Origin of the sequence: Nocardia crassostreae, assembly GCF_001613405.1 — a bacterium.
In the GTDB taxonomy this organism is placed as follows: Bacteria; Actinomycetota; Actinomycetes; order Mycobacteriales; family Mycobacteriaceae; genus Nocardia; species Nocardia crassostreae.
In genome coordinates this window covers 14,713-40,433 of the sequence record NZ_BDCH01000038.1, presented here as the reverse complement: position 1 = coordinate 40,433, position 25,721 = coordinate 14,713, and the positions used below count along the sequence as shown (strand labels likewise).

Sequence of the window (25,721 nt, the reverse complement as noted above, 5' to 3'; positions counted from 1 at the left end):
ATTACCATGGGCCACGGCACCATCCTTATCCCGCGAGAGGCCTGCGATGACGTTTTATCGACAAGTTGGATCGGTGCCGCCAAAGCGGCACACCCAGCACCGCAACGAGCAAGGACAGCTCTACTACGAAGAGCTCATGGGAGAAGAGGGCTTCTCCGGTGACTCCTCGCTGCTGTACCACCGCGCACTCCCACCCGCCATCGTGGATTCCTCGGTGTGGGTGCTGCCCGAACAGCGGCTGTATCCGAATCATCCACTCCGGCACCGGCATTTGAAGCTGCACGAGCTCTTCCTGGGCGACAAGCCCACCGAGAGCGATGTGGTGAACGGGCGGCGGCTCCTGCTCGGAAATGCCGATGTGCGCATCTCCTATGTGGCGGCGCTGCAGGCTTCGCCGTTGTACCGCAATGCCATCGGCGACGAGCTGGTGTACATCGAATCCGGCAGCGGCACGGTGGAGACGGTCTTCGGCGCGATTCCGGTGCGCCAGGGCCATCAGGTGCTGCTGCCGCGCGCCACCACCCACCGCTGGATTCCGGAGGGCCCGGAACCATTGCGCGCCTACATTATCGAGGGCTCGGGGCATATCACCCCGCCCAAGCGCTATCTGTCCAAGTACGGGCAGTTGCTCGAGCACGCGCCGTACTGTGAGCGCGATCTGCACGGTCCGGGCGAACCGCTGCTGGCCGAGGGCGAGCAGGTGGAGGTGCTGGTCAAGCACCGTCCCGCCGGAGAGATCGTCGGCACCAGCATGGTCTACGCCACGCATCCCTTCGATGTGGTGGGCTGGGACGGCTGTCTCTATCCGTTCGCCTTCGATATCGCCGACTTCGAACCGATCACCGGCCGCGTGCATCAGCCGCCGCCGGTGCATCAGGCCTTCGAGGGCCAGAACTTCGTGATCTGCAATTTCGTCCCGCGCAAGGTGGACTACCACCCGCTCTCGATTCCGGTGCCCTACTACCACTCCAATGTGGACTCCGACGAGATCATGTTCTACTGCGGCGGAAACTACGAGGCCCGCAAGGGATCCGGGATCGGGCAGGGTTCGGTGTCGGTGCATCCGGGCGGCTATGCGCACGGACCGCAGCCGGGGGCCTACGAACGCAGTATCGGTATCGAATTCTTCGACGAACTGGCGGTCATGGTTGATACCTTCCATCCGTTGCAGCTCGGTGAGGGCGCCCTGGCCTGTGAGGATCCCGGCTATGCCTGGACCTGGTCGGGTCGCGGACCGTCGGAATGGATTTGAGCGGCGTGGATTCGAGCGGCACGGTGTCGGGTAGTGGTGGTGCGGAGGAGAGGCGTGGGGTGGATATGAGCAGCCGGGTGCGGATCGAGGTCCCGGACGGTTCCGGATTCGGCCCCGCGCATCTGCCCTACTGCGTGTTCCGCCCGCGCGGCGGGCAGCCGCGGGTGGGTGCGCGGCTGGGCGATTCGATCATCGATCTGGCGGTGGCCCTGGATGATCCGATGTTCGCCCAGCCCAGCCTGAACGCCTTCATGACCCAGGGCCCGCGGTGCTGGCAGGAGGTGCGCGAGCGGGTGCGCGCGGCCGCGGATTCGGATTTGCCCGCCGCCGCGGTACACGCGGTCGCGGCGGTCACCCTGGATCTGCCGGTGGAGGTCGCCGACTATGTCGACTTCTACGCCAGCATCGACCACGCCACCGCCATGGGCCGCATCTTCCGGCCGGACGGTGAACCGCTGCTGCCGAATTGGCGGCAGTTGCCGGTGGGGTATCACGGCCGCGCGGGCACCGTGGTGGTGTCCGGCACGGAGATCATCCGACCGCACGGCCAGCGCCGGACCGAGTCCGGCACACCGGATTTCGGGCCCAGCCGCCGACTGGACATCGAGGCGGAACTCGGCTTCGTGGTGGGCGCGGGCTCACCGCTGGGCAGTCCCGTCGGCACCGGCGAGTTCGCCGAGCACGTCTTCGGCGTGGCCCTGGTGAACGACTGGTCGGCGCGCGATATCCAGGGTTGGGAGGCGCAGCCGCTGGGCCCGTTCCTCGGCAAATCCTTCGCGACCACGCTGTCGGCCTGGGTGACGCCGCTGGATGCCTTGGCGGAGGCCCGGATTCCGCTGCCCGAGCAGCAGCCCGAACCGCTGCCGTACCTGCGGGACAGCACACCGTGGGGGCTGGATATCGACTTGGCGGTGGAGTGGAACGGCCACCGCATCTCCACTCCCCCGTACGGCCGCATGTACTGGTCGCCCGCGCAGATGCTGGCGCATATGACCGCCAATGGCGCGTCCACCCGCACCGGTGATCTGTTCGCCTCCGGCACCATCTCCGGTCCGGAGCGGCACCAGCGCGGTTCCTTCATGGAATTGAGCTGGGGCGGCACCGAGCCGATCGATATCGGCGGCGACAAGCGCACCTTCCTGGAGGACGGCGACGAGGTGGTTATCACGGCCTCGGCGCCCGCGGCCGGGGGCGGGCGATTGACACTGGGCGAGGTCCGGGGCCGTATCGCCGGGCGGTAACCGGCCGACCGACCAGGGCGAAATCGGTTGTTTCATAGCCGATTTACATGACCATGAGCATGGTCACTGTCCGGTACCCGGGCCGGTTGTGGAACGCTACCGTACCAAAGTCAAGGGACCTTCGGAGGTGCGCGTCGATGTTGACCACTCTTGCCCGGTTCGCCATGACGCGCCCGCGTGTCGTTCTGGTGACCGCGCTGTTGCTGATGATCATCTGCGGTGGCTTCGGCGCCACGGCCAAATCCCATATGGTGGGCGGCGGCTACCTGACCGATGAACTGGAGGCCGTGCAGGCCAACGACTTCATCGAGGACAACTTCCCGGGCGGCAACCCCAATCTGGTGGTCATGCTGACCGCTCCGGACGGCGGGGTGAACAGCCCGGCGGCGCGCACCGAGGCCGAGCGCATCACCGGCCTGCTGACCGCCGATCCGAGCGTGACCGGCGTGCGGTCGTACTGGAACACCATGACGGCCCGCGCCGATCTCGCGACGGCCTTGCGCAGCAAGGACAGTCAGCGCGGGCTCATCCTGGCCACCATTACCGGCACCGATACCGAGGTGCAGAACCGCGCCAATGTGCTGAGCGCCGAACTCAATGGCGACCGCGACGGCGTCGAGGTGCGGGTGGGTGGAATGGCTGGGACCTTCGCCGATATCAACCATCAGGTCGAGAAGGATCTGATCCTGGCCGAGGCCATCGCGGTGCCCATCTCCGGCATTCTGCTGGTGCTGGTGTTCGGCAGCATGGTGGCGGCCGCGCTGCCATTGGGCGTCGGCTTCTTCGCCATCGCGGCGACGCTGGGCATTCTGCGCCTGCTGACCACGGTCATGGACGTGTCCATCTTCGCGCTCAATATGACCAGCGCCCTGGGTCTCGCCCTGGCCATCGACTACAGCCTGTTCATTGTCAGCCGCTATCGCGAGGAACTGGCCGAGGGCCGCGACACCCACGCCGCCATCCTGCGCGCGGTGCAGACGGCGGGCCGCACCGTGGTGTTCTCCGGTCTCACCGTGGCGCTGGCCCTGGCGGCGCTCGCGGTGTTCCCGCAGCCGTTCTTCAAATCGTTCGCCTTCGCGGGCGTGGCTGTGGTGGCGGCGGCCGTCGGGGCGTCGATCCTGCTGCTACCCGCGGCGCTTATTCTGCTGGGCGATCGAGTGAATGCCTGGGATCTGCGGAAACCCTTGCGCCGCCTGTTCGGTCGCGGCGAGCCCGCGCCGAAACCGGTGGAGCAGACCTTCTGGTATCGCCTGGTGACGGTGGTCATGCGCCGCGCGCTGCCCGTGGCCATCGTGGCGGGCGCGGCGCTGCTGTTCCTCGGAACCCCGTTCCTGTCCGCGCATTTCGCCAGTCCGGACGATCGGGTGATCGGCGATTTCGCCTCCAGCCGCCAGGTCGGCAATGCCATGCGCGAGGACTTCAATGCGGATATGGCCAATAGTTCGGTCGTGGTGCTGCCCGGATTCCACGGCGCGCCCAATGAACTCGGCGCGTATGCGGCGGCGCTGTCGAAGGTGTCGGATGTGCCCGCGGTGCTCTCCGGTGACGGCGTCTACGTGAACGGCGCCAAGATGGCGGCGGGCATTCCAGAGATGACCGGACCCGAGGGCGCGTATCTGTCCGTGGGCGCCAAGGCCGCGCCGGGCTCCGCCGCGGGTGAGGAGCAGCTGGCGGCCCTGCGCGCGGTGCCCGCACCGGGCGAGACCCTCTTCGGCGGCGCGGCGGCGCTCAACGAGGACACCATGGAGTCGGTGATCAAGCGACTTCCCTTGGCGGGCGCGATCATTGCCGTCATCACCCTGATCCTGCTGTTCCTGTTCACCGGCAGCGTGGTGTTGCCGGTGAAGGCGCTGCTGCTGAACATGCTGTCCCTGACGGCCACCTTCGGCGCCATGATCTGGGTGTTCCAGGAGGGCCACCTGTCGGGCCCGCTCGGTTTCACCCCGACCGACAGCATCGATCTGTTCATGCCGATCCTCATGTTCTGCCTGGCCTTCGGCATGTCCATGGACTACGAGGTGTTCCTGCTGTCGCGCATTCGCGAGGAGTGGCTGGCGTCGGATCGCGGCAAAGCGGCCAACACCACCTCGGTGGCGCTGGGCGTGGCGCGCACCGGCCGGATCTTCACGGCCGCGGCCGGTTTGATGGCGGTGGTGCTGCTGGCGGTCGCGACCTCCGGGGTCGCCGCCATGAAGCTCTTCGGCATCGGCCTGGCGCTGGCGGTCATTGCCGACGCCACCGTCATTCGCGGTCTGCTCGCCCCCGCCCTCATGCGCCTGATGAGCACCGGAAACTGGTGGGCTCCGAAACCGCTTGCGGCCCTGCACAAGCGGATCGGCCTGGAGGAGGACCCGAGCCCCAGAACCGAGGTCTTCGCAACGGAGCCCGCAGTCGGTACCGTACGGTCCGACTCATAGCCCGAATTGTGCGTATAGAAGAGGGATTCATGAAGAAGCGTATGGCCGGCGTCGTGCTGGCGAGTGCCCTGCTGTTCCCCGTCCAGGCCGCGGTCGCCGGGGCCGCGCCGGTGAGCCCCATCGGCTCCTCGGGTTCGAGCGACACCGGTTCCGGATGCACCTCCTCGCAGCCCCCGACCTGCTCCTCGCCGCTGGCGAAGATCCTGGTCGACCTGCTCACCACCGGCTCGGCCAGCGCCTCCGCGGAGAAGTAGGCCGCTACCCCGTCGCGCGGCGGCCCGCATCGACGACGGTGACGAAGCGCGTCAGATCCTCGACCAGTGTTTCGACGGTATCCGGCGCGCCACCGTCGTCGTGATGGTGCAGCCAGTCCGCTACGAGTTCGAACATGCCGCCGATGGTGGCCAGGCAGAGCGCCAGGCTCTGCCGCTCGTCCAGCCCGTCCCGTTGCGGCAGTTGCTGATTCAGGAACGCCGCCGACCAGCGCCGATTGCTCCGGCGCTGGCGCTCCACCGCCGGTGAGATGCCACCAGCCTCGCCGAAGGTCACCTTCGCCAGCCGCGGATCGTCGGCGATGGCGTGCACGAAGGCCGCCAGTATCGCCCGCATGCGCTGCGGCCAGTCCAATTCCGCGGCCTGTACGGCCGCTTCCCCGACGCGTTGCTGGATCCCTGCCGTGATCTGTTCCAGCAGGGCGGTATAGCAGGCTTCCTTGCTGTCGAAGTGGTCGTAGAAGCCCTTGGTTCCGACATAGGCGGCCTGGCAGATCTGCTCGATGGAGGTCCCCGAATAGCTTTGCCGGGCAAACAGTTCGGTGGCGGCCGTGAGGAGCTGGCGGCGGCGCTGGGCGCTGCGCTCGTCGGCGTCGAGGCCCCGGATGCGACGCCGCGCGGGTGTCCGTTCTGGCGCCGCGGCTGGTTTGCTGCGGGTCATGCCTAGACCTTAGCGGGGCACTTTTGAGAAAGATATCTTGTTTATAATAGGATGCCATGTTGTAATCGCTGTCACGTCGATGAGGAAGGGAACAGACGTGGCAATCAATGGGGATCGCCGACGGCGGGGGTGGCGGCGGTGGACCGCGGCCGCGCTCGCGACGGCAGTCACGGCCGCGGGGGCGGTGCTGGCGGTGGGCGCCACGGCCGCACCGGCGGCGGCGCAACCCGGGCCCTTGAACGTGGACGCGTTCTATCAGGCGCCGGACGGCTTCGAAGCGGCCGCGCCCGGCGAGATTCTGAAGACTCGCGAGGTGCAACTGGCGGTGCTGACCGTCCTGCCGGTGCGAGTCCGGGCCTGGCAGTTGCTGTATCGCACCACCGATCTGTTCGATCAGCCGACGGTGGCCGCCACCACGGTCGCGGTGCCCATGGGCGCCGACACCTCGCGCACCCGCCCGCTGGTATCGCACCACTTCTTCTACGACAGCACCGCACCGCACTGCGCGCCGTCCTATGTGCTGCAGCAGGGCGCGGGCTTGCAGGCGCTCGAGGGCATTCACTCCACGGTCGAATATCTGGAGCTGGCGGCCTCGATCAGCCAGGGCTACGCGGTGAACGTGCCGGACTACGAGGGCATGAACGGGAATCTGGCCGTGGCCAAGGAGCCCGGCTACATGATTCTGGACAGCATTCGCGCGGCGCAGCGCTTCGAACCGCTGGGCCTGGACGCCGCCTCGCCGGTGGCCATGTGGGGGTACTCCGGCGGCGGTATGGCCACCGGCTGGGCCGTGGAAATGCAGCCGACGTACGCGCCGGAGCTGAATATCAAGGGCGCGGCCATGGGTGCGCCGGTCTCGGATGTGCAGTCGCTGCTGCATGTGAACGGGTCCATGTTCGCGAGCCTGATCGGCATCGGCATCTCCTCGCTGCGCAATGCCTATCCGGAGTTCGCGGCCACCACCGAGCGGTATCTGACGCCGGAGGGCCGGGCCATCATGGACCGCACCGAGGGGCAGTGTCTGGTGCGCAATGTGATCACCCTGATGTTCACGGATTATCAACGGCTGCTGACGATTCCGATTCAGGAGTATCTGGCGCTGCCGGAGATCCGCGCGGTGTTCGACGCCACCGTGCTGGGCAAGAATCCGCCGACCGTGCCGGTCATGGTGTACCAGGGCATCTTCGACGAGGCGGTGCCGTACACGACCAATGACAAGCTCGTCGGGGAGTGGTGCGCGGGCGGGTCGTCGGTGCTCTACAAGCGCGACCATCTCTCCGAGCACCTGACGCTGACCACCTTCGGCATGGGCGACGCCTTCAACTGGGTCAAGTCCCGGCTCACCCCGGGCGCACCGGATCCGGTCGGCTGCCAGACCGAGAACCACCTGTCGCTGTTCCTGGATATCAACGACATCATCACCATGACCGAGATCAACCTGAACGCGACGTTCGGAGCGCTGGGCTGGCCCATCGGACCGCAGGAGCGCTAGACACTGTCCCGCCTCTCCGCGACTTCAGCGCGCGGCAGAGTGCCGTTGCCGGTTGGGCACGCGTACCGGCGGCCACGTGCCCAACCGATTCTGGGCGTACCCCAGGAGTTACCCGGACCTCACTAAATCAGTCGTCGCCTGTACGAACCTCTCGGGCTGCGCAGCGTGCGCAACTATTCGCCTGTATTCCCATCCAGGAGTCGCGCGGCGCGGCGGCCCGGTAAGGTCGCGGACGAACAAATTCACGCCAACGGGGGCTCGCACCAGCGGGCTGAGAGGACGGCTAGCCCATTCCGGTCGGAGCAGGGCCGTCGACCGTATGAACCTGACCGGGTAATGCCGACGTAGGGAGGATTCACATGTCATCGAACCGAGCCGCGTCCACTGGGACTCCGGTCGACACCGTGACAACCGGCCCCATCCAGGGCAGCGTCAAGCACTACGAGCAGGTCGAGGCCGAGGGCACGACACTGTGGATTCCGGTGCGGCGCATCAACCTCACCAATGGCGAGCACTTCGACGTGTACGACACCTCCGGTCCGTACACCGACGACAGCGCGGTGATCGATCTGGAGGGCGGGCTGCCCAAGCTGCGCGACTCCTGGGCCAAGCCGGAGGTTCCCGGACCGCGCACCCAGCTGGCCTGGGCGCGCGCAGGCCTCATCACCCACGAGATGCGCTATATCGCCGCCCGCGAGGGCGTCGCGCCGGAGCTGGTGCGCGATGAGGTGGCGGCCGGGCGGGCCGTGATTCCGGCCAACCACAACCACCCCGAATGCGAGCCGATGATCATCGGCAAGAAGTTCGCGGTGAAGATCAATGCCAATATCGGCAACTCGGCCGTGAGCTCCTCCATCGCGGAGGAGGTTGAGAAGATGGTGTGGGCCACCCGCTGGGGCGCGGACACCATCATGGACCTGTCCACCGGCAAGAACATTCACGAGACCCGCGAGTGGATTCTGCGGAACTCGCCGGTGCCGGTCGGCACCGTGCCGATCTACCAGGCCCTCGAGAAGGTGAACGGCGATCCCACCAAGCTGACCTGGGAGATCTACCGCGACACCGTGATCGAGCAGGCCGAACAGGGCGTCGACTACATGACCGTGCACGCGGGCGTGCTGCTGCGCTATGTGCCGCTGACCGCCAAGCGCGTCACCGGCATCGTCTCGCGCGGCGGCTCCATCATGGCGGCCTGGTGTCTGGCGCATCATCAGGAATCGTTCCTGTACACCAACTTCCGCGAGCTCTGCGAGATCCTGGCGAAGTACGACATCACCTTCTCCCTGGGTGACGGTCTGCGGCCGGGCTCCATCGCCGATGCCAATGACGAGGCCCAGTTCGCCGAGCTGCGCACCCTGGGCGAGCTCACCAAGATCGCGAAATCCTATGGCGTGCAGGTCATGATCGAGGGCCCGGGCCACGTGCCCATGCACAAGATCGTGGAGAACGTGCGGCTGGAGGAGGAGCTCTGCGAGGAGGCGCCCTTCTACACCCTCGGCCCCCTCGCCACCGATATCGCGCCCGCCTACGACCACATCACCTCGGCCATCGGCGCGGCCATCATCGCGCAGGCGGGCACCGCCATGCTCTGCTACGTCACGCCCAAGGAGCACCTGGGCCTGCCCAATCGCGATGACGTGAAGGTCGGCGTCATTACCTACAAGATCGCCGCGCACTCCGCGGATCTGGCCAAGGGGCATCCGGGCGCGCAGGCGCGCGACGACGCGCTGTCCAAGGCGCGCTTCGAATTCCGCTGGAACGATCAGTTCAACCTGTCGCTGGACCCCGACACCGCGCGAGAATACCACGATGAGACCCTCCCGGCGGAACCGGCGAAGACGGCGCACTTCTGCTCCATGTGCGGCCCGAAGTTCTGCTCCATGCGCATCTCGCAGGATGTGCGCGACTACGCCGAGAAGCAGGGCCTCACGGATGTGGCGGCCATCGAGGCCGGTATGGCCGAGAAGTCGGCGGAGTTCGCGGAGGCGGGCGGCAAGGTCTATCTGCCGGTCGTGTCCTAGCTCCGAGAACCCCCGGTCAGCCCCGCGACGAAATCTGCTGCACGGCCCAGCCGTTGCCGTCGGGATCCTCGAAGAACAGGAACCCGACATTGTCCAGCGGATGCAGGGTCGGCCGGGGGTTCTTGCCCAGCACCTGCACCTCGCCCACCTCGAGCCCGCGCTCGAGCAGTTCGGCGCGCGCCTTCTCGATATCCGGGACCACCAGTTGCAGCCCCTTCACGCTGCCCGGCTCCATGCGCGGCACGGCCCCCGATGTGCCGATCTGAATGGAGCAGCCGGATCCGGGCGGGGTCAGCTGCACAACTCGCATCCCCTCCCCGAAATCCGAGTCGAAATCGACGGTGAACCCGAGTGGCCCACTGTAGAAGTCCTTGGCCCGATCGACATCCGTTACCGGCACGATCACGACCTCGAGAATCCAGTTCATAGCGCTACCTTCCGGATAGGTACGGCCCTGTCAGAACAGACGGTCCGGCGGACCGGAATTCATCGCCCCATGCTCAGTTCCGGCGCTCCCAGCGAAAGGCGAACTCGCCGGGAGCGGGTGGAAGGCCCGGGAGCTCACCGGTGGTGGCGAGGCCGTCGACGAGCAGGGCGAGCACCCGGCGGCGCAGCTGGGCGGTGCGCTCCGGATCCGGAAAGGCGATGGCGGAACAGGATTCGAGAATGAGGCCCAGGTCGAGGGTATTGACCTCGGGGCGCAGGCGGCCCGACGCGTGGGCGCGGCGCACGAGTTCGTCGTTCAGCTCCCCGGCGCGCTGCACCGCGAGCAGCACCGATTCGTCGGGGGTGAAGGTGCCCGCCAGATGGACGGTCAGGGAATGGACGTCGGCGTCGACGACCCGCTCCAGGAATTCGACCAGGGCCTGCCAGTCGTCCGGATTCTCCAGTGCCGCTTCGGCTTCGGCGTTGTAGCGGCGCAGGCCGTCGTAGCAGAGGGTGCGCAGCAGATCCTCTTTGCTCGGATAGCGGCGATACAGCGCGCTGATGCCGACGCCCGCCCGTTCGGCCACCGCCGAGATCGGGGCCTTGGGATCGGCGAGGAAGACATCGCGGGCGGCGGCCAGGATGAGCTCGTCATTGCGGGCGGCCTGCGCCTTGCGACCGGGCAGCGCGCGCTGAGCAGCGGGTTCGGATGTTGTCGGCATGTCCCCAGCATAGCACTTGAACGGAATGATCTGTTCCGTAATCGGCGCGGTGGCGCTGAGATCCTCTCGCATGCTCGCGAGCGTCACGACGATGGTTCGGGGCCTGTTCCGTTGATGTACTTATTTCACCTTCGGAACAACGGAATTCACCGAAAACCCAACAAGGAGAAACGAAATGCGAATCGCCATCTTCGGAGCCACCGGCACCATCGGCCGCAATGTCGTCGAGCAGGCCCTCGCGGCCGGGCACGAAGTCACCGCGCTCACCCGCAATCCCGCCAATGTGACCGTTTCGCACGACCGGCTGCATGTCATCGCGGGCGATGTGACCGATCCGATCGCGGTGGACCGCGCGGTGGCCGGGCAGGACGCCTGCATCGTCACCCTCGGCGACGGCCGCAAGGGCGTGGTCCGGGCGGCGGGCACCCGCACCGTCATCGAGGCCATGGAGCGTCAGGGCGTGAAGCGGCTCATCGTGCAGTCCACGCTCGGGGCCGGGGACAGCCACGGCAATCTGAACTTCCTCTGGAAGTACATCCTGTTCGGGATGCTGCTGCGCAAGGCCATGGCCGACCACAACACCCAGGAGGGCCATGTGCGGGCCAGCAATCTGGATTGGATCATCGTGCGGCCCAGCGCCTTCACCGACGGTCCGCGCACCGATGGCTTCCAGCGGGATTTCGGCGCGGACGCAAAGGGTCTGACGCTCAAGATCTCGCGCGCCGATATCGCCGCCTTTCTGCTCGAGCAACTCACCAGCGACACCTACCTGCGTCGCACCCCGGGCATCTCGAACTGATCGCCGCACCGAAACAGCGCCTCCGGAACCGCATTTCGCCATACGGTGAAATGCGGGTCCGGTCGTTCACGCGTGTTCGTGCAATTCCCAATTCGGGAACGGATCGGGATATGTGGCCCAGACCTGCGGTCCCGCAGCCAATTCCGCATCGGTCAGCAGGGCGGAATTCAGCAGATCCTGGACGTGCGGGCGATCCGGCTTCACGCCGATGAAGACGATTTCCTGTCCCCGCGGCATATCCAGCGCGGACCAGTGCGCGCCCGCCTCGAAGGTCAGGTTCGGACCGGCCTGCGACCAGATGGCGCACAGGTCGGGACGGCTGGCCAGCCAGAAGAAGCCCTTGCTGCGCAGCAGCCGATGCAGTTGCGCCAGTGCCGAATCCAGCCGCTGCGGATGGAAGGGGCGGTCGGCGGTGAAGGTCAGGCTGCTGATGCCGTATTCCTCGGTCTCCGGGGTGTGACCGCCCGCGAGTTCCTCGTCCCAGCCCTCGAACTGGGCGGCCAGATCCGGGTTGTAGCGGCCGGTGCCGAGCACCTCGGACAGGTCCACGGCGCCGTGCGCGGCATGCACCAGGCGGGCCGCCGGATTCAGCCGCCGGATGGTGGCCTCCACCGTCCCCAGGGCGTTCGCGCTCACCAGGTCCGTCTCGTTGAGGACGAGCACATTGGCGAACTCCACCTGATCCACCAGCAGATCGGCAATGGTGCGCGCATCCCCTTCGCCCGCTTGCATATTCCGTTCCGCGAGCGCCTGCCCCTTCACCACCTCGGCCAGGAAGGTGGAGGCGTCCACGACGGTCACCATGGTGTCGAGGCGGGCGATCTCCCCGAGCCGGAACCCGTCCTCGAATTCCCATTCGAAGGTCGCCGCCACCGGCATGGGTTCGGAGATGCCGGTGGATTCGATGACCAGTTGATCGAACCGCCCCTCGCGCGCCAGCCTGCCCACCGATTCGATGAGATCCTCGCGCAGCGTGCAGCAGATGCAGCCGTTGGTGAGCTCGACCAGCTTCTCCTCGGTCCGGTCCAGGTGTCCCTGACCCGCCACCAGGGCCGCGTCGATATTCACCTCGCTCATGTCATTGACGATGACCGCCACCCGGCGGCCCTCGCGATTGGCCAGGATGTGGTTGAGCAGGGTCGTCTTGCCCGCCCCCAGGAAGCCGGACAGCACGGTCACGGGGAGCGGAGCGGTGGGCTGGGCTGCAGTCATCTCTTTATGATAATGGTTTTCATTAACACTGTGCGGTCCGGGGTAGCTGACCGCACTGTGCGTTCCTCCAACCGCGTAGGGTCTGGAGCTGTGAAACTCCTGCCGCTTACACCCAACGGGCAGACCCCCGTCCGCGCGCTCACCATCGCGGGCACCGACTCCGGAGGCGGGGCGGGCATCCAGGCCGACTCGCGGACCATGGCCATGTGCGGCGTGCACGCCTGCGTGGCCGTCGCGGCGGTGACGGTGCAGAACACGGTGGGGGTCAGCGGTTTCCACGAGATTCCGCCGCAGATCGTGGCCGATCAGGTGCGAACCGTGGTCGGGGACATCGGCATCGGGGCGGCGAAGACCGGCATGCTCGCCTCCACCGCCATTATCGAGGCCGTGGCGGCGGTCTGCCGGGAGGTCGGCATCGGGCGCAATGGCGGCATTCCACTGGTGGTGGATCCGGTCGCGGCCTCCATGCACGGTGATCCGCTGCTGCACGCCGAGGCCCTCGACGCCCTGCGCGACACCCTGATTCCGCAGACCACGGTCATCACCCCCAATCTCGACGAGGTGCGGCTGCTCACCGGCATCGAGGTGGTCGACGACGCCAGCGCGCGCAAGGCCGCCGAGGCGCTGCACGTCCTCGGGCCGCAGTGGGCCATCGTGAAGGGCGGGCATCTGCGCTCCTCCGCCTTCAGCACCGATCTGCTCTTCGACGGCGACACCTTCCGCGAGCTCAGCGCGCCGCGCATTGCCACCGGGAACGACCATGGCGGCGGCGACACCCTGGCCGCCGCCATGACCTGCGCACTGGCCCACGGGTATTCGGTGCCGGACGCCTTCGCCTTCGCCAAGGAGTGGACGCGGCGCTGCCTGGAGGCCGCCTACGATCTGGGCGCGGGCCACGGACCGGTATCGCCGCTGTGGCGATTGCACGTCGCCGAGCAGTAGCGCCTACTCGGCTCCCAGAGTCCGCTCGAGGAGCCGGTCGACCAGGATGCGGGCCGCCTCCGGGGTGTAGCGCGCGGGCTGCTGCACCATGGCGGCCGAGAGACCGGCCACCGCGCCCGCGATCAGTTCGCCGTCCAGCTCCGGCCGGATCGTGCTCGCCCCATCCACTGCCCGCTGCCGTCGCAGCTGCTCGACGCAGGCGTCGACCAGCCAGAGCGCCGCGCCCGCATTGTCGTCCCCGGTAATCGGGGAACCCGTCAGCGAGGCCGCGTGATAGGCCGCGAAGATGACGGTCTCGTCCCGCCGCTCCTGGTCCAGGGGCAGCAGCTGAGCGATGATCGTCCGCAATACCTCGCGTGGCGCGGGATTCTCACCCAGTGCGCCGAGGGCGGCGGCCATGCGCTTGCCCGCGTCCAGCACCACGGCCTGATGGGTGGCCAGCAGGAACTCGCGCTTGGTGCCGAAGTAGTACTGCACCAGCCGCACCGAGATTCCGGCTTCGGCGGCGACGGTCTGGAAGGTGGCGGCCTCCAGGCCGCCGCGCGCAATGACCCGCCGGATGGCGGTGGTGATCTCCCGCCGACGCTGCTCGTGATCCACCAACCGGGGCATGCCCGCCGCCTCCTCTCCTATCCGTCCGCCGCGAAAGGCTTGATGGTACGCCCATATCCATCCGATTCTTTCTGGATCCCGGGGTTGAACTAGGACACGAACTGTCCTACTCGATGGGCATACTCATTGTCATGCGCGAAACGGAATCCACTGCGGGACAGCAGGACCAGGCCGACATCACCGACTACAACGACCCGAACGCGCCGTGGAACCAGGCGTGGGACGAGGAGGGGGGCATCGCCAACTGGAACGACGATGTGATCAAGGAGTTCCGGGAGAACGAGGGCAAGGTGGGTGGCGCCTATGCGGGCGGGGATCTCATCCTGCTGACCACCACGGGGGCCAAGAGCGGTAAGCGGCACACGACTCCGCTGAGTCCGCTGTACCGCGACGAGACCATGTACGTGAGCTCGTTCATCGAGGACAAGTACCCGGCCTGGTGGTACAACATCAAGGCGAATCCGCGGGTCACCGTCGAGCTGCGGGGCAAGACCTACCAGGCAACCGGGACGGTGCTCGAGGGCGCGGACTACGACGAGTTCGCGACCTGGGTGCTGGCCAACAATCCGCTGCTGGCGGACTTCCAGTCCAAGGTCGAGCGGCCGTTGCCGCTGGTGACCTTGACTCTCGGCGACGAGAGCTGAACGCTCCCAGGAACCTCCCAGCCGCGACGCAGGGACGGCCCAGTGTGATCACCGAGCGTGGTGGTCATGAGCGATACAGCGACCGCCGTCCGGGCGGCGGAATCAGCGGAGGCCGCGACCGCGCCCGTGGTGGACGTGGTCGTTCCGGTATACAACGAGGAACGCGATCTCGGGCCGTGCGTGCGGCGGCTGCACGCCTTCCTGAACGGGGGCTTCCCGTTCCGGGCCCGAATCACCATCGCGGACAACGCATCCACCGACAGCACCCTCGACGTGGCACGGCGCCTGGCCGCGGAACTGAACGGGGTGCGGGTGGTGCACCTCGACCGGAAGGGGCGCGGACGCGCGCTGCGGGAGGTGTGGCAGGGGTCGGACGCGCAGATCGTGGCGTATATGGACGTCGATCTGTCCACCGACCTCAATGCCCTGCTGCCGCTGGTCGCGCCGCTGGTGTCCGGGCATTCGGATGTGGCCATCGGGACGCAGCTGGCGTCCTCGGCGCGGGTGGTGCGCGGGCCAAAACGGGAGTTCATCTCGCGCTGCTACAACCTGATTCTGCGAACCTCGTTGCAGGCCAAGTTCTCCGATGCGCAGTGCGGGTTCAAGGCCATGCGCGCGGAGGTGGCGCGGCTGGTGTTGCCCTTGGTCGAGGACGGCGAATGGTTCTTCGACACCGAGCTTTTGGTGCTGGCCGAACGCATCGGGCTACGGATTCACGAGGTGCCGGTCGACTGGATCGATGATCCGGACAGCCGGGTGGATATCGTCGATACGGCGCGCAAGGACCTACAGGGGATTTGGCGGGTCGGGCGGGCGCTGACCACGGGGCGGCTGCCCATCAATGAACTGCGGGCCGCCATCGGGCGGGAGCCGCTGGTGGAGGGCGTGCCGCTCGGGATGGTCGGGCAACTGGTGCGGTTCGGCATCGTCGGAGTCGCGTCGACCCTTGCCTATCTGCTGCTTTATGTACTGCTGCAACCGATTACGGGTGCGCAGCTCGCCAACTTCGCGGCGCTGCTGATCACCGCCGTCGACAATACCGCCGCCAACCGAGCCTTCACCTTCGGGGTGCGCGGAGCCACCGAGGCGGTCTCGCATCACTTCCAGGGACTGCTCATCTTCGGGTTCGGCCTGGTGGTGACGAGCGGATCGCTTTTCGCCCTGCATCATTGGGCGCCCGGCGCGCCCGTGCACCTGGAATTGCTGGCGCTCGTCCTCGCCAACCTGATCGCCACCCTCATGCGATTCGTCGGCCTGCGCTGGGTTTTCCGCCACGCCGGTTCGCGCGCGCACCGCGCGGTGGAAGGAGTCACTCGATGACCGCGACCATGACCGGGCCGAAACCGGTTTCCCCCGCCGCGCACCGGGCTCCGGCCCGCACCGGACGCTGGGAGTACCCCGCGCTGGCGGCGCTGCTGATCGGCACCGCCGTCGCCTATATCTGGAATCTGTCCGCGAACGGCTGGGCCAATTCGTTCTATGCCGCTGCGGTACAGGCGGGTTCGGTGTCCTGGAAGGCGTTCTTCTTCGGCTCCTCCGATGCGGCGAACTCCATCACCGTCGACAAGACGCCCCTGTCGCTGTGGCCGATGGAGCTGTCGGTCCGCGTGTTCGGCCTGCACAGCTGGAGCATGCTGCTCCCCCAGGCCCTCATGGGCGTGGCCGCAGTGGCGCTGCTGTGGGCGACGGTGCGGCGGCCCTTCGGTCCGGCCGCCGGACTGCTGGCGGGGCTGGCGCTGGCCGTGACTCCCGTTGCGGCGCTAATGTTCCGGTTCAACAACCCGGATGCCGCACTGGTGCTGCTCATGGTGGCGGCCGCCTGGGCCATGACCCGCGCGGTGGCCGACGGGCGCTGGCGCTGGCTGCTGCTCACCGGGCTGTTCATCGGACTCGGGTTCCTGGCCAAGCAATTACAGGTGCTGCTGGTCGTTCCGGCCCTGGCGCTGACCTATCTGATCGCAGGGCCGCCGCGCCTTGGTAAGCGCATCCTGCAGCTGTTCGCGGCCGGAGCCGCCATGGTGGCGGGCGCGGGCTGGTGGGTGCTCGTCGCCCAGTTCTGGCCCGCCTCCGATCGCCCGTACTTCGGTGGCTCCCAGAACAATTCGATCATCGAGCTGACCCTCGGCTACAACGGGCTCGGGCGGCTCAATGGCAATTAGACCGGCAGCGTCGGTCCCGGCGGCGAACTTCCGGCCGGTGGCAACGGCATGTGGGGACAGACCGGGATCACGCGCCTGTTCGACTCCGCGCAAGGCGGCCAGATCGGCTGGCTCATCCCGGCGACGCTCGTCCTGCTGCTGGCCGGACTCCTGCTGCGCGGCACGGCGACTCGCACCGATCCCCAGCGGGCGGCCCTCATCCTCTGGGGCGGCTGGCTGCTGGTGACCGGCCTGATATTCAGCTTCATGCAGGGCATCTTCCACTCGTATTACACGGTGGCCCTGGCCCCCGCGGTCGCCGCGCTGACCGGCGCCGGTGCCGTGCAACTGTGGCGGCAGCGCGAAAAGCTGTGGGTGCGTGCCACACTCGCCCTGACGGTCGGCCTCACCACCGCGACGTCCTGGCTGCTGCTCTCCCGCGCCGAATCCTTCGTGCCTTGGCTGCGCTGGGTGGTCCTGGCGGGTGGCATCGCCGCCACCCTGGCCATGTTCCTCCCTGCATCCCGCAAGTCCCTGGTCGCGGCCATCGCGGCGATCCTGGTCGCCCTGGCGGGACCGACCGCCTACACGGTCGACACCATTGCCACCGCCCACAGCGGATCCATCCCCTCCGCCGGACCCAGCACCGGAGGCTTCGGCATGGGCGGTCCGCGTCCCGGCGACGGCGAACAGCGATTCCCCGACGGCGCGCCCGGCGCCCCGGCCGCGGACGGCGCTCCCGCCGGAACCGGCAGGAACGGCGACGACGCGCGACGCGGAGGCGGCTTCCTCGACGCCAGCACGCCCAGCACCCAGGTCACCGCCCTGCTCTCCGCAAACGGCGACTCCTACACCTGGGCAGCCGCCGCCGTCGGTGCGCAGAGCGCGGCAGGCTTCCAGCTCGCGACCGAATTGCCCGTCATGCCCATCGGCGGCTTCAACGGCAGCGATCCCTCACCCACCCTGGAGCAGTTCCAGCAGTATGTGGCCGAAGGCCGAATCCACTATTTCATCGGCGGCGGCAATGGCCCCGGCCACTCCGGTGACAGCCATTCCGCCGAAATCACCAAGTGGGTCGAAGAGAACTTCACCGCCCAGGAAATCGACGGGGTAACCCTCTACGACCTGACCTCCTGACCCGAAACCATGGTGATCATGGGGACTGGCTTCTACCCTGAAGCCAGTCCCCACCAGCACTTTTCAGGGATGGTCGGTATGTGCGACCCCTTCGGATCACAACCGCTGAGCGACGAGCGTCGAGAAGCCTTCTGGCGCAGAGTCGGCTGGGCTCCGGATCTGCCGGAGCCCGAACGCGCCGTCATCGAGCAGCGCTGGGACGACGAATCCATAGAAATGGCCGAAGTCTTCGGCTGGTGACTAGCGCGGGGCGTTCAAAGCGATATGCAATGTCGCCGCCCACTGCTGGACGATCTCCTTGCGGCGCAGGGAGTCGTCGGTGAGCACGTCGGCCAAGCCCAGGCCGCGGGCCAGGTCCAGCGTCGCCTGGACCAGGTGGTGGGCCACCGGGTCGGAGTCGTCGACGCCGAGGGCTTCCACCGCCATGCGGTGGGAGATACGGCCGAAGCGCGCTTCCAGGGGGACGATGCGTTCCCGCAGGACCGGATCGGCGGCGGCGTGCGTCCAGACTTGCAGGGCCGCTTTGAACAGCGTGGTGGTGTAGGACTCGACCAGCCCGGCGACCACGGCCTCGGTGCGGGCCTGGCCTTGGGCGATCTCGGCCAAGGCGAGGGCGTCGGCCTTGGATTGCGCCATGCGGGTATCGAACATGTACTCGAGGGCCGCCGTGATCAGGTCTTCGCGGGTGGGGAAATGATGCTGCGCCGCGCCTCGCGACACCCCGGCGCGTTCGGCCACGACGGCGACCGTGGCGGCGGCCCAGCCCAGTTCGGCCAGGCAGTCGATGGTCGCCTCCAGCAGGCGCTGCCGGGTGGCCCGGCTGCGGTCCTGCTTGGGTTCGTGGGGTGTCGCCATGGTTGCCTATTCTACCCAGGACGGCGGGCGGCGCTGCAGGAAGTCCGTCATACCCTCGATCACCTGCGGGGTTCCGAAGAAGCCCGCGGAGCGCTTGGCGAGTTCCTCGGCGGAGCGGTCGAAGGCGATCAGGAGTTCGGCGTTGACCAGTCGCTTGCTTTCGGCAAGGCCCTGGGGCGCGCCCTTGCGCAGTTCGGCGAGCAGGCGCGCGGTCTCGGCGGCCGGATCGTCGGCGGCCACGGTGACGAGGCCGATGCGTTCGGCCTCGGCGGCGTCGAAGACCTCGCCGGTGCTGAAATAGCGCGCCGCCGCGCGCGCGGACATGCGCGGCAGCAGGGTCAGCGAGATCATGAACGGGGCCAGGCCGATGCGCACCTCGGTGAGGCCGAAGGTGCTGTCGCGCCCGGCGACGGCGATGTCGCAGGCGGCGAGGATGCCCATGCCGCCTGCTCGGACATTGCCGTTCACCTGGGCCACAACGGGTTTCGGCATGGTGAGGATCTCGCGCAGCACCGAGATCATCCAGCGGGTGCGGATATCGGAGGCGGCCGCCGGATCGGCGTCCACCGCCTCCTTGAGATCCGCACCGGCGCAGAAGGTATTGCCGGTGTGGGTGAGCACCACGCCGCGCACCGCATCGTCGCCCGCCGCCCGCTCCAGGCCCGCCAGCAGTTCGGTCACCAAGCGCGAGGACAGCGCATTGCGGTTGTGCGGCGAGTCCAGGGTCAGCGTCGCGAACCCGTCGCGCACCTCGTAGCGCACGAAGGGGGCGTCCTGGGCGGGAGAGCTGTCGGTCATCGAATACTCCTGCTGCTGTGAGCTGCTCGGGTGGGGCGCGGATATTCCGGTCAGTACGACCGGGGCAGACCCAGGGAGTGCTGAGCCACGAAGTTGAGGATCATCTCGCGACTCACCGGGGCCACGCGGGCGATCCGGCTGGCGGCGAGCATGCCCGCCAGGCCCACACCGGCGGTGAGACCGGAGCCGTCGTGGGTCTGGATGGCCTGGTCGAGCGCTTTGATACTGGCTTCGGCCGCAGCGTATTTCGACATGTTCGCGGCCTCGGCGGCGCCGAAGTCGTCGCCCGAGTCGTACAGGACCGCGGCCTTCTGCATCATGAGCTTGGCCAGCTCCAGCTCGATCTTCACCTGGGCCAGGGGATGCGAGATGCCCTGGTGCGAACCGATGGGCGCGCCCTTCCACACCGCGCGCTCCTTGGCGTACCCGACCGCGGCATCGATGGCGTAGCGGCCCATGCCGACCGCCATGGCCGCGCCCATGATGCGTTCCGGGTTCAGGCCCGCGAACAGCTGCGCGATGGCGGCGTCCTCCTGCCCGACCAGCGCGGTCGAGGGCAGCCGCACATCGTCGAGGAACAGCGTGAACTGATTGTCGGGCTCGATGATGTCCATCTCCTGCTTCGTCTTCACGAAGCCGGGCGCATCGGTCGGCACGATGAACAGCGCGGGCTGCAGATTGCCGGTCTTGGCATTCTCGGTGCGGGCCACGATGAGCACCGCCTCGGCCTGATCCACACCGGAGATGAAGATCTTGCGGCCGGTCAGCAGCCAGTCGTCGCCATCGCGGCGGGCGGTGGTGGTGATCTTGTGCGAATTGGAGCCCGCATCGGGTTCGGTAATGCCGAAGACCATCTTCGAGGAGCCGTCGGCCAGCCGGGTCAGCCAGTACCGCTTCTGATCCTCGGTGCCGTACTTGCTGATGATGGTGCCGCAGATGGCGGGCGAGACCACCATGAGCAGCAGCCCGCAACCCTGTGCCGCGAGCTCCTCCTGTACCAGCGCAAGCTCGTAGATCCCCGCGCCGCCACCGCCGTACTCCTCGGGCAGGTTCACGCCCAGGAAGCCGAGTTTGCCCGCCTCGTCCCACAATTCGGTGAGCGGTTCGCCCTTGCGCGCCTTCGGCCCGGCGTAATCGCGCAGGTTGTACTTGGCGGCCAGCTTGGCCACCGCGGCCCGCAGCGCCTTCTGCTCGTCGGTTTCGATGAAGCTCATCTGTCTACTCCTGGTTGTCGCTGTCATCGGACTGGACGACGACGAGCACCGCGCCCACCTCAACCTGCTGGCCTGCCGTCACAGGGAGTTCGGTGAGAATGCCCGCGGCGGGGGCCGCGATGGTGTGCTCCATCTTCATGGCCTCCAGCCAGAGAATGGGCTGGCCCTTCTCGACCCGCTGGCCGAGCTCCGCACCGAGGCGGATGACCGAACCGGGCATGGGCGCCAGCAGCGAGCCCTCGGCCACCTGATCGGCGGGATCCTCGAAGCGCGGGAGCCGCCGCAGCGCCACCGGGCCGAGCGGGGAATCCACCGCGACCAGATCGCCGTAGCGGGCGATCTCGAAGCGGCGGCGCACCTTACCGCGCTCCTCCGGCACCAGCAGGGTCACCGAATCCGGTGTGGCTTCGAGCAATTCGAGTCCCTCGCGGCCCTCGACCGCGAGCCCGGCGCGGGTAATGCGGTAGCGCACCTCGTGCTTGCCGCTGACCCGGCTCTCGTAGGACTTGGACTGCACCTGCGACGGCAGATTCCGCCAGCCGCTGGGCAGACCCGCGCCGACCCGTGCCCGCGCCCGATTGGCGGCGGCGTCCGACAGGGCGGCGGCTACGATCGACAGCTGCTCATCGGACTCGGAAACCAGTGGCGCGGACAGCTTTTCCAGATCGTGCGTCGCGAATAACGCGGTATCGGTATCGCCCGCCAGGAAGGCCGGATGCCGCAGCACCCGCACCAGCAGATCGCGATTGGTGACCAGGCCGTGGATCTTCGCGCGTTGCAGCGCCGCAGCGAGCAGATGCGCTGCCTCGTCGCGGGTTTCGGCGAAGGAGATGACCTTCGACAGCATGAGGTCGTAGTGCACGCCCACCACCGAACCGTTCACGACACCGGTGTCCAGGCGCACGCCCGGCTGCTCCAGCACCACGAATTCGCCTACGGCGCCCGGGATCTCGATCCGATACACGGTGCCGCTCTGCGGCTGCCAGTCGTGCGCCGGATCCTCGGCGTACAGCCGGACCTCGATCGAATGCCCGCGCATGGCGGGTGGTTGTGCAGGCAGCGCGCGGCCCGCGGCGACCTGTAGCTGGGTGCGCACGAGATCGAGACCGGTGACGTTCTCCGTCACCGGATGCTCCACTTGCAGACGGGTATTCATCTCCAGGAAGAAGAACTCACCCTGCTCGTCGGCCAGGAATTCGACCGTGCCCGCGCCTTCGTAGCCAATGGCCTCGGTCGCCAGCCGGGCCGCCTCGAACAGCCGCTCCCGCATGCCGTCCACCCGCTCCACCAGCGGTGACGGCGCTTCCTCCACGACCTTCTGATGCCGCCGTTGAATCGAGCATTCGCGCTCGCCGACCGTCCACACGGTGCCGTGCGTATCGGCCATGACCTGCACCTCGATATGGCGGCCGGTCTCCAGATAGCGCTCGCAGAACACCGTCGGATCGCCGAAGGCCGATTCCGCCTCGCGCCGTGCGGCTTCCAGCTGCCCGGGCAGCTCGGCGAAGTAACGCACCACGCGCATACCGCGGCCGCCGCCACCGGCGGAGGCCTTGATGAGCACCGGGAGCACGGCCGCGGTGACCTCGGCCGGATCGAGTTCGGCCAGTACCTGGACACCGGCGGCGTCCATCATCTTCTTGGATTCGACCTTGGAGCCCATCTGCTCGATGGCGCTCACCGGCGGGCCGATCCACACCAGTCCGGCGGCCTGCACGGCGCGCGCGAAATCGGCGTTCTCGGAAAGGAATCCGTAGCCGGGGTGCACGGCGTCGGCACCGGCGGCGAGGGCGGCCTCGATGAGCAGTTCGGCACGCAGGTAGGTCTCACCGGGCGTATTGCCGGGCAGCCGGATGGCGGCGTCGGCATCGGCCACATGCGGCGCGTCGGCATCGGCGTCCGAGTACACGGCGACCGTGCCGACAGCCATCCGCCGACACGTCGCGAACACCCGCCGGGCTATCTCGCCGCGGTTGGCGACCAGTACGTTCGTGAGCCCACCCGCCGCCCGACCGCCACCCCTCACGGAATCGCTTCGCGATGCTGTAGTCATACCTGGCCTCACATCCGGAAGACGCCGAAGCCCTCGGCGCCCTTGATCGGGGCATTGTGGATGGCGGACAAGGCCATTCCCAATACCGTGCGGGTATCGCGCGGGTCGATGACGCCGTCCTCGTAGAGCCGTCCCGACATGAACATGGGCAGCGATTCGGCCTCGATCTGCGCCTCGATCATGGCGCGCAGTCCGGCGTCGGCGGCCTCGTCGAACGGCTGCCCCTTCGACTCGGCGGCCGCGCGGGCCACGATCGAGATGACGCCCGCCAGCTGCGCACCGCCCATGACGGCGGATTTCGCACTGGGCCAGGCGAAGACGAAGCGCGGATCGTAGGCGCGCCCGCACATGCCGTAATGGCCCGCGCCATAGGACGCGCCCATGAGCAGCGAGATGTGCGGCACCTTGGAATTGGAGACCGCGTTGATCATCATCGCGCCGTGCTTGATGATGCCCTTCTGCTCGTACTCCTTGCCGACCATGTAGCCGGTGGTGTTGTGCAGGAACAGCAGTGGCGTATTCGACTGGTTGGCCAGCTGGATGAACTGGGTGGCCTTCTGCGATTCCTCGGAGAACAGCACGCCGCGCGCATTGGCCAGAATGCCGACCGGATAGCCGTGCAGTTCCGCCCAGCCGGTGACCAGGCTGGAACCGTAGAGCGGTTTGAACTCGTCGAAATCGGAGCCGTCCACCACGCGGGCGATGACCTCGCGCGGATCGAACGGGATCCTGAGGTCACCGGGCACGATGCCGAGCAGTTCCGCCTGGTCGTACAGCGGCTCGATGACCTCGGTCAGCGGGCGCGGGGCCGGGCCCTGCTTCTTCCAGTTCAACCGCTTGACGATGGAGCGGCCGAGCCGGATGGCGTCCTGCTCGTCCACGGCCAGGTAGTCGGCCAGACCCGAGACCCGCGCGTGCATTTCGGCGCCGCCCAGGGATTCGTCGTCGGACTCCTCACCGGTGGCCATCTTCACCAGCGGCGGGCCGCCCAGGAACACCTTGGAGCGCTCCTTGATCATGACCGTGTAGTCGGACATGCCCGGGATGTACGCGCCACCGGCGGTGGAGTTGCCGAAAACCAGTGCGATGGTGGGGATTCCGACCGCCGAGGCCCGGGTCAGATCCCGGAACATACGCCCGCCAGGCACGAAGACTTCCTTCTGCGTGGGCAGATCCGCGCCGCCGGATTCCACCAGCCCGATGACCGGCAACCGGTTCTCCATGACGATGTCGTTCATGCGCAGGTTCTTGCGCAGCGTCCACGGATTCGAGGTGCCGCCGCGCACGGTCGGATCCGGCGCCACGATCATGCATTCGACGCCCTCGACAATGCCGATGCCCGCGATCACGCTGCCGCCGACATGGAATTCACTGCCCCACGCCGCGAGCGGGCACAGTTCCAGGAATGGTGAGTCCTCGTCGATGAGCAGTTCGATGCGCTCGCGCGCGGTCAGCTTGCCGCGCTTGCGATGCCGCGCCATCTTGTCCGGTCCGCCACCGGCGATGTTCTTGGCGTATTCGGCGTCCACCTCGGCCAGCTTGGTGGTCATCGCCTCGGCCGCGGCCTGGTATTCGGCCGAGGCCGGGTCTATGGCTGTGCGCAGAATGGTCAAGACTGGAACCCCAATCGCTTTGCCGCCAGGGCGGTCAGGATCTCGTTGGTACCGCCGCCGATACCGAGGATGCGGACATCCCGGTAGTGGCGTTCCACTTCGGACTCGCGCATATAGCCGAGCCCGCCGAACAGCTGGACGGCCTGGTGGGCGACCCATTCGGCCGTCTCCACCGCGGTGTTCTTGGCGAAGCACACTTCGGCGATCAGATCGGTGTCGCCTTGCGCGGCCCGCTCCACCACATGGTGGGTGTAGACGCGGGCGATATCTATGCGACGCGCCATCTCCGACAAGGTGTTCTGCACGGACTGCCGGGAAATGAGCGGGCGGCCGAAGGTCTCGCGGTCGCGGCACCATTGCACGGTCAGGTCCAGGCAGCGCTGCGCGTGGCCGTACGCCTGCGCGGCCAGGCCGACGCGTTCGCTCACGAAAGCCATGGCGATCTGCGAGAACACGGTGTTCTCCGGGCCCACCAGATTCGAGACCGGCACGCGCACATCGACATACGACAGTTCCGCGGTATCGGAGGCCAGCCAGCCCATCTTCTCCAGCTTGCGGCTGACGGTGAAACCGGGCGTGCCCTTCTCCACCACCAGCAGCGAAACACCGGCCGCGCCTTGGCCACCCGTGCGGACGGCAGTCACCACGTAGTCGGCGCGCACGCCGGAGGTGATGAAGGTCTTGGCGCCATTGACGATGAACTCGTCGCCATCGCGTACCGCGCTGGTGGTGAGGTGCCCGGCATCGGAACCGCCGCCGGGCTCGGTAATGGCCAGCGAGCCGATCTTCTCCCCCGCCAGGGTCGGCTCGGCCCAGCGTTCGATGTGCTCGGCATTGCCGGAGGCGATAATGTGCGGCACCGCGATTCCGCAGGTGAACAGGGAGGCGAACAGGCCGCCCGAGCAGCCCGCGTAGTGCATCTCCTCGCACACGATGGCGGCGTCGATGCCGTCGCCGCCGGAGCCGCCCGCGGATTCCGGGAACTGGATGCCCAGCAGGCCCAGCGCGCCCGCCTTCTTGTGGAGATCACGCGGGATCTCCCCGGCGCGCTCCCAGTCGTCCAGATACGGCAGCACCTCGCGCTCGGCGAAACCGCGCACGGTGGCGCGCAATTCGCGGCGCTCGGGGGTATTCCAGGGACTCACGTATCCGGTGCGCCCACCCGTCGCCCGGCCGCCACCCCCCACTGAATCGCTTCGC

22 protein-coding genes and 1 pseudogene are annotated in these 25,721 nt (G+C 67.5%); 12 read left to right on the top strand and 11 right to left on the bottom strand.

Features of this window, described 5'->3' with window-relative positions; translation table 11 throughout:
• Positions 1-46: 46 nt before the first annotated feature.
• The 4 genes from NC4_RS33880 to NC4_RS33865 all read left to right on the top strand — a co-directional run bounded on the left by NC4_RS33880 (position 47) and on the right by NC4_RS33865 (position 5,164).
• Entirely contained in the window at positions 47-1,252 is a 1,206-nt protein-coding gene (locus tag NC4_RS33880; RefSeq protein WP_067546997.1) for a homogentisate 1,2-dioxygenase, read from the top strand.
• A 65-nt stretch (positions 1,253-1,317) separates the two neighbouring features.
• Entirely contained in the window at positions 1,318-2,493 is a 1,176-nt protein-coding gene (gene fahA, locus NC4_RS33875; RefSeq protein ID WP_067547108.1) for a fumarylacetoacetase, read from the top strand.
• Positions 2,494-2,630: 137 nt separating this feature from the next.
• Complete coding sequence (locus NC4_RS33870) at positions 2,631-4,910, top strand: MMPL family transporter (RefSeq protein ID WP_067546995.1); 2,280 nt, start codon at positions 2,631-2,633, stop codon at positions 4,908-4,910.
• A 29-nt stretch (positions 4,911-4,939) separates the two neighbouring features.
• Positions 4,940-5,164 carry a hypothetical protein gene (locus NC4_RS33865; RefSeq protein ID WP_067546992.1) on the top strand — a complete coding sequence of 75 codons (225 nt, stop codon included), beginning with the start codon at positions 4,940-4,942 and terminating at the stop codon, positions 5,162-5,164.
• 4 nt (positions 5,165-5,168) lie between these two features.
• On the opposite strand, the gene NC4_RS33860 is transcribed toward NC4_RS33865, so the two are convergent.
• A complete protein-coding gene (locus NC4_RS33860; protein ID WP_067546989.1) occupies positions 5,169-5,843 on the bottom strand; it encodes a TetR/AcrR family transcriptional regulator in 675 nt (224 codons plus the stop codon).
• A 97-nt stretch (positions 5,844-5,940) separates the two neighbouring features.
• On the opposite strand from NC4_RS33860, the gene NC4_RS33855 reads away from it, so the two are divergent.
• A complete protein-coding gene (locus NC4_RS33855) occupies positions 5,941-7,335 on the top strand; it encodes a lipase family protein (RefSeq protein ID WP_067546985.1) in 1,395 nt (464 codons plus the stop codon).
• Positions 7,336-7,694: 359 nt separating this feature from the next.
• On the top strand, positions 7,695-9,356 hold the full coding sequence (gene thiC, locus NC4_RS33850) for a phosphomethylpyrimidine synthase ThiC (protein ID WP_067547105.1): 1,662 nt from the start codon (positions 7,695-7,697) through the stop codon (positions 9,354-9,356).
• Positions 9,357-9,372: 16 nt separating this feature from the next.
• Here thiC and NC4_RS33845 read toward each other — a convergent pair whose 3' ends face one another.
• Positions 9,373-9,783 carry a VOC family protein gene (locus NC4_RS33845; RefSeq protein WP_067546983.1) on the bottom strand — a complete coding sequence of 137 codons (411 nt, stop codon included), beginning with the start codon at positions 9,781-9,783 and terminating at the stop codon, positions 9,373-9,375.
• A 73-nt stretch (positions 9,784-9,856) separates the two neighbouring features.
• Positions 9,857-10,504 (bottom strand): TetR/AcrR family transcriptional regulator, encoded by a 648-nt coding sequence (locus NC4_RS33840; protein ID WP_067547102.1) that lies wholly within the window; start codon positions 10,502-10,504, stop codon positions 9,857-9,859.
• Positions 10,505-10,679: 175 nt separating this feature from the next.
• Between NC4_RS33840 and NC4_RS33835 the strand changes: the two genes are divergently transcribed.
• On the top strand, positions 10,680-11,303 hold the full coding sequence (locus NC4_RS33835) for an NAD(P)-dependent oxidoreductase (RefSeq protein WP_067546980.1): 624 nt from the start codon (positions 10,680-10,682) through the stop codon (positions 11,301-11,303).
• A gap of 66 nt (positions 11,304-11,369) precedes the next feature.
• Here NC4_RS33835 and NC4_RS33830 read toward each other — a convergent pair whose 3' ends face one another.
• Positions 11,370-12,515, bottom strand: a complete 1,146-nt coding sequence (locus NC4_RS33830; protein ID WP_067546977.1) for a GTP-binding protein — start codon at positions 12,513-12,515, stop codon at positions 11,370-11,372.
• A 90-nt stretch (positions 12,516-12,605) separates the two neighbouring features.
• Between NC4_RS33830 and thiD the strand changes: the two genes are divergently transcribed.
• A complete protein-coding gene (gene thiD, locus NC4_RS33825) occupies positions 12,606-13,457 on the top strand; it encodes a bifunctional hydroxymethylpyrimidine kinase/phosphomethylpyrimidine kinase (protein WP_067546974.1) in 852 nt (283 codons plus the stop codon).
• Between the two features lie 3 nt (positions 13,458-13,460).
• Here thiD and NC4_RS33820 read toward each other — a convergent pair whose 3' ends face one another.
• Entirely contained in the window at positions 13,461-14,069 is a 609-nt protein-coding gene (locus NC4_RS33820) for a TetR/AcrR family transcriptional regulator (RefSeq protein WP_067546970.1), read from the bottom strand.
• Positions 14,070-14,200: 131 nt separating this feature from the next.
• Here NC4_RS33820 and NC4_RS33815 point away from each other — a divergent pair, with 131 nt between their 5' ends.
• From NC4_RS33815 to NC4_RS41245, 4 genes and pseudogenes are all read left to right on the top strand, one after another.
• Complete coding sequence (locus tag NC4_RS33815) at positions 14,201-14,713, top strand: nitroreductase/quinone reductase family protein (RefSeq protein WP_084530030.1); 513 nt, start codon at positions 14,201-14,203, stop codon at positions 14,711-14,713.
• Between the two features lie 66 nt (positions 14,714-14,779).
• Complete coding sequence (locus NC4_RS33810) at positions 14,780-16,033, top strand: bifunctional glycosyltransferase family 2/GtrA family protein (RefSeq protein ID WP_067547096.1); 1,254 nt, start codon at positions 14,780-14,782, stop codon at positions 16,031-16,033.
• Positions 16,030-17,988, top strand: a pseudogene (locus NC4_RS33805) (glycosyltransferase family 39 protein). Before NC4_RS33810 ends, NC4_RS33805 begins: the two are co-directional and overlap by 4 nt.
• Before the next feature lie 78 nt (positions 17,989-18,066).
• On the top strand, positions 18,067-18,228 hold the full coding sequence (locus NC4_RS41245) for a hypothetical protein (protein WP_169814921.1): 162 nt from the start codon (positions 18,067-18,069) through the stop codon (positions 18,226-18,228).
• On the opposite strand, the gene NC4_RS33800 is transcribed toward NC4_RS41245, so the two are convergent.
• From NC4_RS33800 to NC4_RS33775, 6 genes are read right to left on the bottom strand one after another with little or no spacing between them, the layout of a single operon-like run.
• Positions 18,229-18,843 (bottom strand): TetR/AcrR family transcriptional regulator, encoded by a 615-nt coding sequence (locus NC4_RS33800; RefSeq protein WP_067546967.1) that lies wholly within the window; start codon positions 18,841-18,843, stop codon positions 18,229-18,231. It lies immediately after the preceding gene.
• Positions 18,844-18,849: 6 nt separating this feature from the next.
• Positions 18,850-19,641 (bottom strand): enoyl-CoA hydratase family protein, encoded by a 792-nt coding sequence (locus NC4_RS33795; protein ID WP_067546964.1) that lies wholly within the window; start codon positions 19,639-19,641, stop codon positions 18,850-18,852.
• Positions 19,642-19,691: 50 nt separating this feature from the next.
• The gene (locus tag NC4_RS33790) at positions 19,692-20,855 is read right to left on the bottom strand and encodes an acyl-CoA dehydrogenase family protein (protein WP_067546962.1); all 1,164 of its coding nucleotides are present in this window, start codon (positions 20,853-20,855) and stop codon (positions 19,692-19,694) included.
• Between the two features lie 4 nt (positions 20,856-20,859).
• Positions 20,860-22,908, bottom strand: coding sequence for an acetyl/propionyl/methylcrotonyl-CoA carboxylase subunit alpha (locus NC4_RS33785; protein WP_067546959.1), 2,049 nt, complete (start codon positions 22,906-22,908; stop codon positions 20,860-20,862).
• Between the two features lie 8 nt (positions 22,909-22,916).
• Positions 22,917-24,521: an acyl-CoA carboxylase subunit beta gene (locus NC4_RS33780; RefSeq protein ID WP_067546955.1), complete on the bottom strand. Its 1,605-nt coding sequence runs from the start codon at positions 24,519-24,521 to the stop codon at positions 22,917-22,919.
• A complete protein-coding gene (locus NC4_RS33775) occupies positions 24,518-25,666 on the bottom strand; it encodes an acyl-CoA dehydrogenase family protein (RefSeq protein ID WP_067546950.1) in 1,149 nt (382 codons plus the stop codon). Before NC4_RS33775 ends, NC4_RS33780 begins: the two co-directional genes overlap by 4 nt.
• Between the last annotated feature and the right edge of the window lie 55 nt (positions 25,667-25,721).